The organism is Couchioplanes caeruleus, assembly GCF_023499255.1.
Lineage (GTDB): Bacteria > Actinomycetota > Actinomycetes > Mycobacteriales > Micromonosporaceae > Actinoplanes > Actinoplanes caeruleus_A.
The window spans coordinates 7,618,520-7,631,693 of sequence record NZ_CP092183.1; the positions used below are offsets into that span (position 1 = coordinate 7,618,520).

The following is a 13,174-nucleotide window of genomic DNA, read 5'->3' on the forward strand; positions in this document are numbered from 1 at the left end:
TCCTCCCCGAGGAAACGACGCAGGTCAGTCGGTTTTTCCGGCGGTGCCGCGGGTGATCCGCAGCACCCGGAAGCCGCGCTGGCTCGCGACCCGGTCCACGTCCCACCCCAGCGACGTCAGCCACCCGTGCAGCGAGTCGCCGCCGAGGTTGCGGTTGATGACCACCCACGCCACGCCGTCCGGGGCGAGCCGCTCCAGCCACCGCCGCATCAGCGCCTGCAGTTCCGCCTTGCCGACGTGGGTGGGCGGGTTGCTCCAGATCTGGTCGAAGGTGACGTCCGCCGGCACGTCGTCGGGGGCGTACACGTGGACCCGGTCCGCCACGTCCATCGCGGCCGCGTTCTCCACGGTGAGGTCGCGGGCCCGGGCGTTGACGTCGATCGCGTACACGGTCGCGCCCGGCGCCTCGGCGGCGAGGACGCACGTGATGGGGCCGTACCCGCAGCCGAGGTCGAGCAGGTTCCCCGTCGTCGCGGCGGTGGGCAGATCGGCCTTGCGCAGCAGGACGGCGGTGCCGGGGTCCAGCCGCCCGGCGGAGAACACCCCGCGTGCCACCACCAGGTCGTACGCCCGCCCCGCCGCCGTGAACTCGATGCGTCCCCGGCTCTCCGGGGTGGCCGGCTCGGCAGTGAAGTAATGGTCCGCAGTCACCCTGTCAGTGTCCCGCGTACGCCCGGCCGTCCCGCACCGGGTCACCCGACAACGAGCGGTGGCGCACCGGGGTGCCGCACATTCTGTGCGTCCATCGATTCGTGTGCGCTCCTACCGTGTGCTGCATGTTCCACCCCCCTCACCCCCGCTCCGCCCACCGCGCGAACCAGGGAAGCGGACTCGCCACCCTCGCCAGGCCCGCGCTGTTCACCGTGCCGGGGCTGACCCGTACGCCGCCGGCGCAGCACCGCCGCCCCGCGATCCCCGCCCAGCGCCGCCGCTCGGCCGGGACCACCCAGCCGATCCCGTACCAGCCCACCCCGCACCGCCGGGCAGCCGTCAGCCTCACGGAGCGCGTCGAGTCGGTGCTGCAGGCGGCCTCCACGGCCCTCACGCACCGCCTGGAAGCAGCGCTGCGCCCGGCGACCCTGCGACCCGGCCGGCCGGCGCCCTCGCGCACCCTCCGCCACGGCCCCCAGGAGCCCGGCGAGGCGCTGCACTTCCTGCTGAGCGGCCTCGGCGCGCTCATCATCCTGTCGATCATCACGGTGAGCATCTTCTTCGTCATCGCCGAGGAGCAGCGCGGCCCGGCCGGCGACACCTCGGCGGCGCTCGCCGCGCCTGCGTCGATCAGCTCCCGACGGGTCGACGCCACCCCGCTCACCGGCCCTGAGGTCTTCCCCGGCCCGCAGATCATCCCGGCCGGCGCCGCACCGTACGAGGTGACGTCGAGCAAGGTGGAGGACGACTGCGGCCTGGGCGCCACCGGCGATCTCACCGCCGTGCTCGCCGAGAACGGCTGCTCCCAGCTGGTCCGGGCCCGCCTCACCGCCCCGTACGGCGGCTACCAGGTGACCGCCGGCGTCTTCAACCTGGCCGACGAGGTGGCGGCGAGGCAGGTCAGCGATCGCGCCGGAACGCTGGTCGAGGCCGGTACGGGCACCTTCGCGTCGCTGATCCCGGTCGACGCCGGCTCCGGCGTACCGCCGCTGGCCCAGGTCAACTGGCACGCCCGCGGCCACTACCTGCTCTACTGCGTGATCTCCCGCCCGGACGGTGCCCTGGTGGCCGACGACGACCCGTACGCCGCCCGCATCACCGCCGACCTGATCGAGCGGCACCTCGCCGGCCAGGTCATCGCGCGGCGCGCCACGACGTCCTGAGCTCAGGCCCGCAGGCGCCGCGTCGCGTCGGCGCGCTCGGCGTACTCGCTCTCGTCGGGATAGCCGACCGCCACGAGCGTCAGCCCGTGCGCGGGCGCCACGGTCACCTCGCTGGACCGTTCCCGCAGCGTCAGCAGCTTCGCCGGCCAGCCCGGGTCGCGCCGCCCGTCGCCCACGGTCAGCATCGCGCCGACCAGGCTGCGGACCATCGCCTGGCAGAACGCGTCCGCCTGCACGGTCGCCACGGCGACCCCGTCCGGGTCGCGGCGCCACTTGAGCCGGGTGATGGCCCGCACGGTGGTCGCGTGCTCCTTGCGTTTGCAGTACGCGGCGAAGTCGTGCAGCCCCACGAGCCCCGCCGCGGCCTCGTTGAGCCGTCCCAGGTCGAGCGGCCGCACCCAGCCGATGGTGTCGTGGCGGCGCAGCGGCTCGGGCCCGAAGACGGTGTCGGCGACCCGGTACTCGTACCGCCGGAACGTCGCGGAGAACCGGGCGTCGAACGTGGACGGCACCGGCGTCACGGCCCGTACGCGCGCGTCCGGCGGCATCAGCGCGGCGAGCCGGCGCAGCAGCGACTCCGACAGCGTGTCCCACACGGGCGTCGGCAGCTCGATGTGGCACACCTGCCCGGTCGCGTGCACCCCCGCGTCCGTACGCCCCGCCACGGTCAGCCCGAGCGGCACGTCGGCGCCCACGAGCCGGGCCAGCGCCTCGGTCAGCACCCCGGCCACCGTACGGCGAGCCGGCTGAGCAGCCCACCCGGAGAAGTCCCCGCCGTCGTACGAGACGTCGAGGCGAAGTCGAGTCGTGTCAGTCACCGCAGTCCTGCCCCTTGAAAGACGAAGCGGCCCGGCACCCCGCGAGGGGTACCGGGCCGCAGCTGCCTGATCAGGCCTTGGCGTCGTCGGTGTCTTCGCCCTCGGCCTGGTCGCCCGGGCCCTCGGCGCCCTTGTCGCCGGACGCGTTCACCGGCGGCTCGGCGTCCTGGTCGTTGGCCGTCTCGGCCGGGGCCTCGGCCGCGGCCGGGGTCTCGTCCTCGCGGGCCAGCGCCTCGACCTTGTCCTGCTGCGCGGCGGCCTTGCGGGCGGCCTTCTTGGCCGGCGCCGTGGTGGCCGCGACCTGCAGCTCCTCGACCAGCTCGATGACGGCCATGGGAGCGGCGTCACCCTTGCGGATGCCGGTCTTGGTGATCCGGGTGTAGCCACCCGGACGGTTGGTGTAGCGCGGCGCGATCTGCTCGAACAGGGCGTACACGACGTCCTTGTCCTTGACGACCGTCAGCACCCGGCGGCGGGCGTGGAGGTCACCGCGCTTGGCCTTGGTGATCAGCTGCTCCGCCAGCGGGCGCAGCCGGCGCGCCTTGGTCTCGGTCGTCTTGATCTTCCCGTGCCGGAAGAGCTCCGTGGCCAGGTTGGCCAGCAGCAGCTTCTCGTGCGCCGGGCTGCCGCCGAGGCGGGGACCCTTGGTGGGCGTGGGCATTGTGGCTCCTAATTCAGGCGGCCGAGATCAGAGCTGCTCGGTCTCGCGGTAGTCGTCGGTGTCGTAGTCCACGTCGCCGAACGAGTCGACCACGTGCGCCGGGTCGAAGGACGGCGCGCTGTCCTTGAGGCCCAGGCCCATTCCGGCGAGCTTCATCTTGACCTCGTCGATCGACTTCTGACCGAAATTCCTTATATCCAGAAGGTCGGCCTCCGTCCGCCCGATCAGTTCGCCGACGGTGTTGATGCCCTCGCGCTTGAGGCAGTTGTACGACCGGACGGTGAGGTCCAGCTCCTCGATCGGCAGGGCGAGGTCGGCGGCCAGCTGGGCGTCCTGCGGCGACGGGCCGATGTCGATGCCCTCGGCGGTCTCGTCCAGCTCGCGGCAGAGGCCGAACAGCTCGACGAGCGTCGAACCGGCCGACGCCAGCGCGGTACGGGGCGAGATGGACGCCTTCGACTCGACGTCGATGATCAGGCGGTCGAAGTCGGTACGCTGCTCGACACGGGTCGCCTCGACGCGGTAGGTGACCTTCATGACCGGCGAGTAGATCGAGTCGACCGGGATACGGCCGATCTCGGCGCCGGCGCTCTTGTTCTGCGCCGCCGTGACGTAGCCACGGCCACGCTCGACCGTGAGCTCCATGTCGAGCCGGCCCTTGCTGTTCAGCGTGGCCAGCTTCAGGTCGGGGTTGTGCACGGACACGCCGGCCGGGGGCTGGATGTCACCGGCGGTGACGTCGCCCGGGCCCTGCTTGCGCAGGTACATGCTGACCGGCTCGTCGTGCTCGGAGCTGACGGTGAGCTCCTTGACGTTCATGACGAGCTCGACCACGTCCTCCTTGACACCGGGGATCGTGGTGAACTCGTGCAGCACGCCGTCGATCTTGATGCTGGTGACCGCCGCGCCCGGAATGGACGACAGCAGCGTACGCCGCAGCGAGTTGCCGAGGGTGTAGCCGAAGCCCGGCTCCAGGGGCTCGATGGTGAACCGGGAGCGGGTCTCGCTGAGCGACTCTTCCGAGAGGCTCGGGCGCTGGCTGATGAGCACGCGTTTCTTCTTTCTGTCGGGGCACCCGCTATTTGATGCCCGTCCTCATGAACTACCCCGGGCGCCTCCACGTGGAGGCGCCCGGGCAGAGCGCTACTTGGAGTAGAGCTCGACGATCAGCTGCTCCTGGACCTGCGTGTCGATGACGGCGCGGGCCGGGAGGGTGTGGATCAGGATCTTCATGTCGCTGGGGATCGGCTCCAGCCACGCCGGGGTCGGACGCGAACCGGCCTGGGCCTGCGCGACGACGAAGGGGGTCATCTCCTTCGACTTCTCGCGGACCTGGACGATGTCGTGCTCCTTGACCCGGTACGACGGGATGTCGACCTTCACGCCGTTGACCAGGAAGTGGCCGTGCTTGACCAGCTGCCGGGCCATGTCGCGGGACGCGGCGTAGCCGGCCCGGTAGACGACGTTGTCGAGACGCGACTCGAGGATCTGCAGCAGCACCTCACCGGTCTTGCCGGGCTTGGTGACAGCCTCCTCGTAGTAACCGCGGAACTGCTTCTCGAGCACGCCGTACGTACGACGGGCCTTCTGCTTCTCGCGGTGCTGGAGCAGGTACTCGGTCTCCTTGGTCCGGCCGCGGCCGTGCTGCCCGGGCGGGAACGGCCGGGACTCGAACGGGCACTTCGGACCATCGCACTTGCTGCCCTTGAGGAACAGCTTCATCTTCTCGCGGCGGCAGCGCTTGCAGTCCGCACCTGTGTAACGAGCCATTACTTCTGTCTCTCCCTCAGACCCGGCGACGCTTCGGCGGACGGCAACCGTTGTGCGGCTGCGGCGTGACGTCGGAGATCTGCCCGACCTCGAGGCCGGCGGCCTGCAGCGAACGGATGGCGGTCTCCCGGCCGGAGCCGGGGCCCTTGACGAACACGTCGACCTTGCGCATGCCGTGTTCCATCGCCCGGCGCGCGGCGGCCTCGGCGGCCAGCTGCGCGGCGAACGGGGTCGACTTGCGCGAGCCCTTGAAGCCCACCTGGCCGGACGAGGCCCAGGAGATGACCGCACCGGTCGGGTCGGTGATCGACACGATGGTGTTGTTGAAGGTGCTCTTGATGTGCGCCTGCCCGTGGGCGACGTTCTTGCGTTCCTTGCGCCGGACCTTCTTGACTGCGGCCCCAGCGCGTGCCTTCGGTGGCATAAGTCTTCTGCGCTCCTATTACTTCCGACCGGGCTTCTTCTTACCGGCGACCGTGCGCTTCGGACCCTTGCGGGTACGAGCGTTGGTCCGCGTGCGCTGGCCCCGGACGGGGAGCCCACGACGGTGGCGGATGCCGGCGTAGCAGCCGATCTCAACCTTGCGGCGGATGTCCGCGGCGACCTCGCGGCGCAGGTCGCCCTCAACCTTGAAGTTGCCCTCGATGTAGTCGCGGAGCTGGACCAGCTCCTCGTCCGTGAGGTCCTTGGCGCGCTTGTTCAGGTCAATGCCGGTGGCGGTGAGCGCCTCCACGGCGCGGGTGCGACCGACCCCGTAGATGTAGGTGAGCGCGATCTCCATCCGCTTCTCGCGGGGAAGATCGACGCCGACGAGTCGAGCCATAAGTGGGCGTACTCCTCAGGTGTCTCACGGAGGTCTGTGCCCGTTCCCACCCCGCCTGCCCGGGCGGGCCCCGGCCTCCGACCGGGGGTGAAGCCGCACGTCAGCGAAGGTTCGCGACGGCGGCTGGGACGAGCTCGTTCAGTGGTGCGGATCTGACAGTGCCCTGGGGCGGAATCAGCCCTGGCGCTGCTTGTGACGCGCGTCGGTCTTGCAGATGACCATGACGCGCCCGTGCCGCCGGATGACCCGGCAGTTGTTGCAGATCCGCTTGACGCTCGGCTTGACCTTCACGGTTTGCCTTAACTCTCAGTCAGACGGGATGTGGATCCCCGTGACCCCGTTACTTGTAGCGGTAGACGATGCGCCCACGTGTCAGGTCGTACGGCGAAAGCTCGACGACGACCCTGTCCTCGGGCAGGATGCGGATGTAGTGCTGCCGCATCTTGCCCGAGATGTGCGCGAGCACCTTGTGACCATTGGCGAGCTCGACGCGGAACATAGCGTTCGGCAGGGGCTCGATCACACGGCCTTCGATCTCGATGGCTCCGTCTTTCTTAGGCATGTCCTCCGCTACCTGACATCGGGTTCCTGGGGCAGGCTCACAACATTCATCGCAACCCTCGAGGGGCCGGACCAGCCGCGGCTCCGGCTCCACCAGAAGCGCTTGGTGGACATGCCGGAGTGGACGCTGTGCGCCAGCAAGCCAGTGTACGCGCGTGCATGCATCGACACCAAACCGAGGCCCCCGCAACCCGGGGTCGGGTGTGTCGGCGCGCCGGAGAACCGGACACGACGGTCGATTCAGTCGGTTTTCTTCGCTTTCTTGGGCTTCGCCGGCCCCCACTCCGCCGAGGGCAACTCGCCTCGTGCAGCCGCCCGGCGCTCCCGCTTCCGCACCCTGGCCCGCTGCTTCCGGGCGCGCTTCTCCGCCCGTCTGCGCGGCGTTGGTCAGCCCGGCCACGGTGGTGAGCAGGAGCAGGAGGCCCCACGGCACTGCCACCCACACCGGCCAGAAGTAGAGCAGTTCACCGCTCGCCAGCGAGGAGATCGCCCAGATCGCCGAGGTGATCCCCACCACGGGAACCCAGGAGCCCCACACCTCGGCCAGCCAGCGCCGGGTCAGCTCCGCGTCGGAGGCCGTGACGAGCGCCTCTCCAGCCGGGCTCCGGGGCGCGGGCACGGCAGCCGCCGGCAGATCGCTCAGCAGCCCACCCAGATCGCCGTAGGTCTTGGCCGCGTACGTCCGCTGCAGCCGCTCGTCGTACTCATGCAGATCGAGCCGGCCCTCCGCGAGCGCGACGCGCAGCTGCTCGGCGACGACCTGCCGATCGGCGTCCCCCGCCCGCATCTCGTCACGCCCCATGCCACCAGAATGCCAGCGCCGCGCCGCTCCCGGAATCCTCGCGGCTGTCGACCTGGTTACCGGTCGCGGCCGGTCATCCGCCGGATCACGCCGAAGACCAGCGGGATGAGCATCCAGCCCGGCCAGAAGTAGATCCACTGGCCGGACGCCATGCTCGACAGCGCCCAGACGATCACGCAGACCAGCACCACGCCGCCGTAGGAAGCCAGCCACGGCGGCCCACCCGGCCGGCGCATCTCGCCCGCCTCGGGGCCAGCCCCGGCGCCGGTCTCCTCGGCCGCCTGGGGCGGCTGCGGCACCATCTGGGCGTGCTGCGCGGGCACGGTGCCGGGCAGGTCGGTGGTCAGGGCATCGAGATCACCGTACGTCTTGGCCGCGTACGCCCGCTGCAGCCGCTCGTCGTACTCGTGCAGCTCCAGGCGCCCCTCGTCGAGCGCCGCCTTCAGCCGATCGGCGACCGCCTGGCGCTCGGCGTCGCCCGCGCGCATCTGCTCTTCGCTCATCGAGGCCGGACTTTACTCCGCGAGCGAGTCAACCGCGGGCTGCCGGGAGGTGACCAGGTCGCCGAGCCGCGCCCGGCCCCCGTCGCGGGCCGTGGTGACCCACACACCGTCCTCGAGCAACGCCATCGTGTGCTCCACGTGGGCGGCCATCGAACCGTCGCGGGTGATGACGGTCCAGCCGTCGGAGAGCTCCTGCGTGCGCGGGGAGCCCATGGTGATCATCGGCTCGATCGCCAGCGCCATGCCGGGCACCAGGCGGGGACCCTTGCCGGGCTTGCCATGGTTCAGCACATGCGGGTCCTGGTGCATCTCCGTGCCGATGCCGTGGCCGCCGTACCCGTCGACGATGCCGTAGCGGCCACCCTTGCGGACGGCCTTCTCGACGTTGAAGGAGATGTCGGTGAGCCGGCCGCGGCCGTTGGCGGCGCCGCGCGCGGCGGCGGCGATGCCGGCCCACATCGCGTCCTCGGCCACTTCGGCCATGCGCAGCAGGGCCGGGTCGGTCTCCCCCACGCCGACGGTGATCGCGGAGTCGCCGTGCCAGCCGTTGAGGATCGCCCCGCAGTCCAGCGACAGCAGGTCACCCTCCTTGAGCACCTGTGCGGGCGACGGGATGCCGTGCACGACCTGCTCGTTGACCGACGCGCAGATCGAGGCCGGGAAGCCGTGGTAGCCCTTGAACGACGGGATGGCGCCGGCGTCCCGGATGACCCGCTCGGCGATGGCGTCGAGGTCGGCCGTGGAGACGCCGGGCGCCACCGCTTCGCGCATCGCGTCGAGCGCGGCCTGCACGACGAGTCCAGCGCCGCGCATGAGTTCGATCTGTTCGGGGGTCTTCAGCTGGATGTCCAGCTGCTGACGGCGCATCTCAGCCTCCGTACGACCGCAGCGCGTCGATCGCCCGCACCGTGACGTCCTCGACCGGCCCGGTCGCGTCGATCCCGACGAGCTTGCCCTGCGCACCGTAGAAGTCGACGAGCGGCGCGGTCTTGTCCGCGTACTCGACGAGCCGGTTGGCGATGGTCTCGGCCCGGTCGTCGTCGCGCTGGAACAGCTCGGAGCCGCACCGGTCGCAGATGTTGTCCTTGCTGGTCGGGTCGAACTCGACGTGCCAGATCTTGCCGCAGCCGCGGCAGGTCCGGCGCCCGGAGAGGCGCCGGATGACCTCGTCGTCGTCGACCACGAGCTCCATCACGAGGTCCAGCGCGGTGCCGAGGTCGGCGAGCAGCTTGTCCAGCGCGGAGGCCTGCGGGACGGTCCTCGGGAAACCGTCCAGCAGGAACCCGTCGCCGGCGTCCGGCTCGGCGAGCCGGTCGCGGACCATGTTGATGGTCACCTCGTCCGGGACGAGGTTGCCCGCGTCCATGTACCGCTTGGCCTCGAGCCCGAGGGGCGTGCCCTGCGAGACGTTGGCCCGGAAGATGTCACCGGTCGAGATCTTCGGTACGGCGAGATGGGCGGCGATGAACTCAGCCTGGGTCCCCTTGCCGGCCCCCGGAGGGCCCACCAGTACCAGCCGCACCTACATCGCCTCGCTTCGGTGAGAACGAGCTCCGCAAACCGCAGACGCGAGAGCCCCCCGGCTCCGCGCCCCCACTACCGGAGGAACCCTTCGTAGTTGCGCTGCATCAGCTGGCTCTCGATCTGCTTCACGGTCTCCAGCCCCACGCCGACCATGATCAGAACCGCGGTACCGCCGAACGGGAAGTTCTGGTACTGCTTCTGATTCAGCCAGATGAAGAAGAAGTTCGGCAGCACCGAGATCAGGCCGAGGTAGAGCGCGCCCGGCAGGGTGATCCGGCTGAGGATGAAGTCCAGGTAGTCGGCGGTCGGCTTACCGGGCCGGATACCCGGTACGAAACCACCGTACTTCTTCATGTTGTCGGCGACCTCGGTCGGATTGAACGTGATCGAGACGTAGAAGTACGTGAAGAAGATGATCAGCAGGAAGTACGTGACGATGTAGATCCAGCTCGTCGGATCGGCGAGGTTGTTCTGGATCCACTGCTGGTAACCCTTGAGGTTGTTGCGGTCGAAGAACTGCAGGTACAGCTGCGGCAGGTAGAGCAGCGACGACGCGAAGATCACCGGCACGACACCGGCCTGGTTGACCTTCAGCGGGATGTACGTCGAGGTGCCGCCGTACATGCGCCGGCCGATCATGCGCTTCGCGTACTGCACCGGGATGCGGCGCTGTGCCTGCTCGATGAAGACGACCGCGCAGATGACCAGCAGCACCAGGGCGATGACGAGCCAGAACTTGGCCCAGCCGTTGCTCTCCTTGATCGTCCAGCCCTCGCCGGGGAGGCGGGCGGCGATCGAGGTGAAGATCAGGACGGACATGCCGTTGCCGACGCCGCGGTCGGTGATGAGCTCGCCCAGCCACATGACCACGCCCGTGCCGGCGGTCATCGTGATGACCAGCATCGAGAGCGTCACCCAGTCCGGGATCCCCGTGCCCTTGGGGATGATCGCGAAGTTCGACTGGTCCTGCGGGCAGGCACCGGCGAAGAGCTGGCCGGAGCGGGCCAGCGCGACGAAGGCCGAGGACTGCAGCACCGCGAGACCCAGGGTCAGGTAGCGGGTGTACTGCGTGATCTTCGCCTGGCCGGACTGACCCTCCTTGCGGAGCTGCTCCAGGCGGGGGATCACCACGGTGAGCAGCTGCAGGATGATCGACGCCGTGATGTACGGCATGATGCCGAGCGCGAAGACCGACAGCTGGAGCAGCGCGCCGCCGGAGAACAGGTTCAGCAGGTTCAGAACCCCGCCGCCGGCGTTCGAGCTGTTCACCGCGTCGAGGCAGTTCTGCACATTGGTGTAGGACACGCCTGGGCTGGGCAAGGTGGCGCCGAGCCGGTAGACCGCGATGATCGCTACTGTGAACAGCAGTTTCTTGCGCAGGTCAGGCGTCCGGAACGCACTCAGAAAGGCGGAGAGCAACTTCTTCCTCCTGCGCGAGGTGGCCGCCTGGACCGGCGGATGGGGGTAGGCATCGGTCCGGACGACCGATATACCTGGCTGGGAACGGACTTTAACAGCCTGACGTGCCTGCTGTGAGGCACGGTCGCCGCTTGTGCAACACCCGGGGACGAAGAGCTATGCCACGGCTGGGGGAACTATTTCGCCCGGCCCGGTAAAAGACCAGGTCAGACGCCAGAACGGGGATGCCGGCCCGGGGCATCTGTGCGATACCTCGGGCCTGCATCCCCGGCAAGCCTCACAGCTCGGTGGCGGAACCACCGGCGGCTGCGATCTTCTCCTTGGCCGACTCGCTGAACGCGTGCGCCGAAACCTGCAGCGACACGCTACCCAGCTCGCCGGAGCCGAGGACCTTCACCGGCTGGCCACGACGGACCGCGCCGGCCTCGGCCAGCTCCAGCGGACCGACCTCGCCGCCGTTCGGGAACAGCTCGGCGAGCCGGTCCAGGTTCACGACCTGGAACACGACCTTGTTCTTGTTCTTGAAGCCCTTGAGCTTCGGCAGGCGCATGTGGATGGGCATCTGCCCACCCTCGAAGCCCGCAGGAGTGTTCTTGCGGGCTCCCGTACCCTTGGTGCCCCGACCGGCGGTCTTGCCCTTGGAGCCCTCACCGCGACCCACACGGGTCTTCGGGGTCTTGGCTCCGGGCGCCGGGCGCAGGTGGTGGACCTTGATCGCCATTACTCGACCTCCTCGACACTGACGAGGTGGCTCACGGCGAAGATCATGCCCCGAATCTCGGGGCGGTCCTCCTTGACCACCACATCGTTGATCCGCTTCAGGCCCAGCGACCGCAGGGAGTCCCGCTGGTTCTGCTTACGGCCGATCTCGGACCGGATCTGGGTGACCTTCAAGCGTGCCATCAGCGCACCGCCGCTTCCGCACGCGCCGCCAGCATGGCCGCGGGCGCCACGTCCTCGACCGGCAGGCCACGACGGCTCGCGACCTGCTCCGGCGACTCGAGGCCCTTCAGAGCGGCCACCGTCGCGTGCACGATGTTGATCGGGTTGGACGAGCCGAGGCTCTTGCTCAGCACGTCGTGGATGCCCGCGCACTCGAGCACGGCACGCACCGGGCCACCGGCGATGACACCGGTACCGGCGGACGCCGGCTTGAGCAGGACGACACCCGCGGCGGCCTCGCCGGTGATCGGGTGCGGGATCGTCGCACCGATCCGCGGCACCTTGAAGAAGTGCTTCTTGGCCTCCTCGACGCCCTTGGCGATGGCCGCGGGCACCTCCTTGGCCTTGCCGTATCCGATGCCGACGGTGCCGTCACCGTCGCCGACGATCACCAGGGCGGTGAAGCTGAAGCGACGACCACCCTTGACGACCTTCGCGACACGGTTGATCGCTACGACCCGCTCCAGATGGGGGGTCTTCTCGACGGGCGCGTTACCGCGGCCGCCCTCACGGCGGTTGTCGCGGCGGCCGCCCTCGTTGTTACCGCCGGACCCGCCGCCACGGCGCTGCTGACCAGGCATTGGTCTTCCTTCCTAGAACTCGAGTCCGGCTTCGCGGGCGGCGTCGGCAAGCGCGGCGATACGCCCCGCGTACTTGTTGCCACCGCGGTCGAAGACGACCTTGGACACGCCCGCGGCCTTGGCCCGCTCGGCGAGGAGAGCGCCGACCTTGCCGGCCAGAGCGCTCTTTTCACCCTCGGTACCCCGCAGAGAGGCGTCGAGCGTGGAGGCGGAGACGAGCGTGTGGCCCTTGAGGTCGTCCACGATCTGCGCGGTGATGTGCCGCGTGGAACGGGTGACGACCAGGCGCGGACGCTCGGCGGTGCCGCGGACGTTCTTGCGGACCCGGAAGTGCCGACGCGCCTTCCCGACGGCGCGCTTGGCGGCGACACCGCCGCCATTGCGGCGCTTGAGCAGCGTGGCGGTCACTTCTTACCTGCCTTTCCAGCCTTGCGGCGGATGACCTCGCCCTGGTACTTGACGCCCTTGCCCTTGTACGGCTCCGGCGGGCGGATCTTCCGGATGTTCGCGGCGACCTCGCCGACGAGCTGCTTGTCGATGCCGGCGACGGTGAACTGCGTCGGCTTCTCGACCGAGAAGGTGATGCCGGCCGGCGCGGGCACGTTGACCGGGTGCGAGAAGCCCAGGGCGAACTCGAGGTCCTTGCCCTTGGCGGTCACGCGGTAACCGGTGCCGTTGATCTCCAGGGTCTTCCGGTAGCCCTCGGTGACGCCGACGATCATGTTGGCGACCAGGGTACGCGAGAGGCCGTGCAGCTCCTTGGCCTTGCGGTCGTCGTTGGGGCGGTTGACCGACAGCTCGCCGTTCTCCGCCTTCTCGACCGTGATCGGCTCGGCGACGGTGTGGCTGAGCTCGCCCTTGGGGCCCTTGACCTTGACGGTCTGGCCCGTGATGGTGACGTCGACGCCGGCCGGGACCGGGATCGACTTACGTCCGATTCGCGACATGTCTAAGTC

The 13,174-nt window shown here is 69.5% G+C and carries 19 protein-coding genes and 1 pseudogene; 1 reads left to right on the plus strand and 19 read right to left on the minus strand.

Annotation, left to right across the window (positions count from 1 at the left end):
* Positions 1 to 24 precede the first annotated feature (24 nt).
* Entirely contained in the window at positions 25 to 651 is a 627-nt protein-coding gene (locus COUCH_RS35100; RefSeq protein ID WP_249609456.1) for a class I SAM-dependent methyltransferase, read from the minus strand.
* A 125-nt stretch (positions 652 to 776) separates the two neighbouring features.
* Between COUCH_RS35100 and COUCH_RS35105 the strand changes: the two genes are divergently transcribed.
* Complete coding sequence (locus COUCH_RS35105) at positions 777 to 1,814, plus strand: hypothetical protein (RefSeq protein WP_249609457.1); 1,038 nt, start codon at positions 777 to 779, stop codon at positions 1,812 to 1,814.
* Positions 1,815 to 1,816: 2 nt separating this feature from the next.
* On the opposite strand, the gene truA is transcribed toward COUCH_RS35105, so the two are convergent.
* The 18 genes and pseudogenes from truA to rplF form a co-directional block, all read right to left on the minus strand.
* Positions 1,817 to 2,632: a tRNA pseudouridine(38-40) synthase TruA gene (gene truA / locus COUCH_RS35110; RefSeq protein WP_249609458.1), complete on the minus strand. Its 816-nt coding sequence runs from the start codon at positions 2,630 to 2,632 to the stop codon at positions 1,817 to 1,819.
* A 70-nt stretch (positions 2,633 to 2,702) separates the two neighbouring features.
* Positions 2,703 to 3,293, minus strand: coding sequence for a 50S ribosomal protein L17 (rplQ, locus tag COUCH_RS35115; protein ID WP_249609459.1), 591 nt, complete (start codon positions 3,291 to 3,293; stop codon positions 2,703 to 2,705).
* Positions 3,294 to 3,320: 27 nt separating this feature from the next.
* Positions 3,321 to 4,343 carry a DNA-directed RNA polymerase subunit alpha gene (locus COUCH_RS35120; protein ID WP_023358222.1) on the minus strand — a complete coding sequence of 341 codons (1,023 nt, stop codon included), beginning with the start codon at positions 4,341 to 4,343 and terminating at the stop codon, positions 3,321 to 3,323.
* 93 nt (positions 4,344 to 4,436) lie between these two features.
* A complete protein-coding gene (gene rpsD / locus COUCH_RS35125) occupies positions 4,437 to 5,063 on the minus strand; it encodes a 30S ribosomal protein S4 (protein ID WP_199515824.1) in 627 nt (208 codons plus the stop codon).
* A 16-nt stretch (positions 5,064 to 5,079) separates the two neighbouring features.
* Positions 5,080 to 5,487 carry a 30S ribosomal protein S11 gene (gene rpsK, locus COUCH_RS35130; RefSeq protein ID WP_014440747.1) on the minus strand — a complete coding sequence of 136 codons (408 nt, stop codon included), beginning with the start codon at positions 5,485 to 5,487 and terminating at the stop codon, positions 5,080 to 5,082.
* Between the two features lie 18 nt (positions 5,488 to 5,505).
* The gene (gene rpsM, locus COUCH_RS35135; RefSeq protein ID WP_199515825.1) at positions 5,506 to 5,886 is read right to left on the minus strand and encodes a 30S ribosomal protein S13; all 381 of its coding nucleotides are present in this window, start codon (positions 5,884 to 5,886) and stop codon (positions 5,506 to 5,508) included.
* Positions 5,887 to 6,060: 174 nt separating this feature from the next.
* On the minus strand, positions 6,061 to 6,177 hold the full coding sequence (gene rpmJ / locus COUCH_RS35140; protein WP_015619018.1) for a 50S ribosomal protein L36: 117 nt from the start codon (positions 6,175 to 6,177) through the stop codon (positions 6,061 to 6,063).
* Positions 6,178 to 6,226: 49 nt separating this feature from the next.
* Positions 6,227 to 6,448, minus strand: coding sequence for a translation initiation factor IF-1 (infA, locus tag COUCH_RS35145; protein WP_007073013.1), 222 nt, complete (start codon positions 6,446 to 6,448; stop codon positions 6,227 to 6,229).
* Between the two features lie 239 nt (positions 6,449 to 6,687).
* Positions 6,688 to 7,234: pseudogene (locus COUCH_RS35150) on the minus strand (DUF1707 SHOCT-like domain-containing protein).
* Between the two features lie 71 nt (positions 7,235 to 7,305).
* Positions 7,306 to 7,752, minus strand: a complete 447-nt coding sequence (locus tag COUCH_RS35155) for a DUF1707 SHOCT-like domain-containing protein (RefSeq protein ID WP_249609460.1) — start codon at positions 7,750 to 7,752, stop codon at positions 7,306 to 7,308.
* Positions 7,753 to 7,764: 12 nt separating this feature from the next.
* Complete coding sequence (map, locus tag COUCH_RS35160; protein ID WP_249609461.1) at positions 7,765 to 8,619, minus strand: type I methionyl aminopeptidase; 855 nt, start codon at positions 8,617 to 8,619, stop codon at positions 7,765 to 7,767.
* A 1-nt stretch (position 8,620) separates the two neighbouring features.
* Entirely contained in the window at positions 8,621 to 9,274 is a 654-nt protein-coding gene (locus COUCH_RS35165) for an adenylate kinase (protein ID WP_199515828.1), read from the minus strand.
* Between the two features lie 74 nt (positions 9,275 to 9,348).
* Positions 9,349 to 10,695 (minus strand): preprotein translocase subunit SecY, encoded by a 1,347-nt coding sequence (secY, locus tag COUCH_RS35170; RefSeq protein ID WP_249609462.1) that lies wholly within the window; start codon positions 10,693 to 10,695, stop codon positions 9,349 to 9,351.
* Between the two features lie 277 nt (positions 10,696 to 10,972).
* Positions 10,973 to 11,416: a 50S ribosomal protein L15 gene (gene rplO, locus COUCH_RS35175; protein WP_249609463.1), complete on the minus strand. Its 444-nt coding sequence runs from the start codon at positions 11,414 to 11,416 to the stop codon at positions 10,973 to 10,975.
* Positions 11,416 to 11,598 carry a 50S ribosomal protein L30 gene (gene rpmD, locus COUCH_RS35180; RefSeq protein WP_071803333.1) on the minus strand — a complete coding sequence of 61 codons (183 nt, stop codon included), beginning with the start codon at positions 11,596 to 11,598 and terminating at the stop codon, positions 11,416 to 11,418. The genes rplO and rpmD overlap by 1 nt, the downstream gene beginning before the upstream one ends.
* Positions 11,598 to 12,218: a 30S ribosomal protein S5 gene (gene rpsE / locus COUCH_RS35185; protein WP_199515831.1), complete on the minus strand. Its 621-nt coding sequence runs from the start codon at positions 12,216 to 12,218 to the stop codon at positions 11,598 to 11,600. The genes rpmD and rpsE overlap by 1 nt, the downstream gene beginning before the upstream one ends.
* 12 nt (positions 12,219 to 12,230) lie before the next feature.
* Positions 12,231 to 12,626, minus strand: a complete 396-nt coding sequence (gene rplR, locus COUCH_RS35190) for a 50S ribosomal protein L18 (RefSeq protein WP_275980034.1) — start codon at positions 12,624 to 12,626, stop codon at positions 12,231 to 12,233.
* Positions 12,623 to 13,165 carry a 50S ribosomal protein L6 gene (rplF, locus tag COUCH_RS35195; protein WP_249609464.1) on the minus strand — a complete coding sequence of 181 codons (543 nt, stop codon included), beginning with the start codon at positions 13,163 to 13,165 and terminating at the stop codon, positions 12,623 to 12,625. The genes rplR and rplF overlap by 4 nt, the downstream gene beginning before the upstream one ends.
* Between the last annotated feature and the right edge of the window lie 9 nt (positions 13,166 to 13,174).

What these genes read in the sequence shown, in the direction of transcription:
- COUCH_RS35105 (WP_249609457.1), top strand. Translation starts at nt 777, where the DNA reads ATGTTCCACCCCCCTCACCCCCGCTCCGCCCACCGCGCGAACCAGGGA.
- rpsK (WP_014440747.1), bottom strand. Translation starts at nt 5,487, where the DNA reads ATGCCACCGAAGGCACGCGCTGGGGCCGCAGTCAAGAAGGTCCGGCGC.
- COUCH_RS35155 (WP_249609460.1), bottom strand. Translation starts at nt 7,752, where the DNA reads ATGAGCGAAGAGCAGATGCGCGCGGGCGACGCCGAGCGCCAGGCGGTC.
- rpsM (WP_199515825.1), bottom strand. Translation starts at nt 5,886, where the DNA reads ATGGCTCGACTCGTCGGCGTCGATCTTCCCCGCGAGAAGCGGATGGAG.
- rplO (WP_249609463.1), bottom strand. Translation starts at nt 11,416, where the DNA reads ATGGCGATCAAGGTCCACCACCTGCGCCCGGCGCCCGGAGCCAAGACC.
- infA (WP_007073013.1), bottom strand. Translation starts at nt 6,448, where the DNA reads ATGCCTAAGAAAGACGGAGCCATCGAGATCGAAGGCCGTGTGATCGAG.
- map (WP_249609461.1), bottom strand. Translation starts at nt 8,619, where the DNA reads ATGCGCCGTCAGCAGCTGGACATCCAGCTGAAGACCCCCGAACAGATC.
- rpsE (WP_199515831.1), bottom strand. Translation starts at nt 12,218, where the DNA reads ATGCCTGGTCAGCAGCGCCGTGGCGGCGGGTCCGGCGGTAACAACGAG.
- rplF (WP_249609464.1), bottom strand. Translation starts at nt 13,165, where the DNA reads ATGTCGCGAATCGGACGTAAGTCGATCCCGGTCCCGGCCGGCGTCGAC.
- rpmD (WP_071803333.1), bottom strand. Translation starts at nt 11,598, where the DNA reads ATGGCACGCTTGAAGGTCACCCAGATCCGGTCCGAGATCGGCCGTAAG.
- rpsD (WP_199515824.1), bottom strand. Translation starts at nt 5,063, where the DNA reads ATGGCTCGTTACACAGGTGCGGACTGCAAGCGCTGCCGCCGCGAGAAG.
- rplQ (WP_249609459.1), bottom strand. Translation starts at nt 3,293, where the DNA reads ATGCCCACGCCCACCAAGGGTCCCCGCCTCGGCGGCAGCCCGGCGCAC.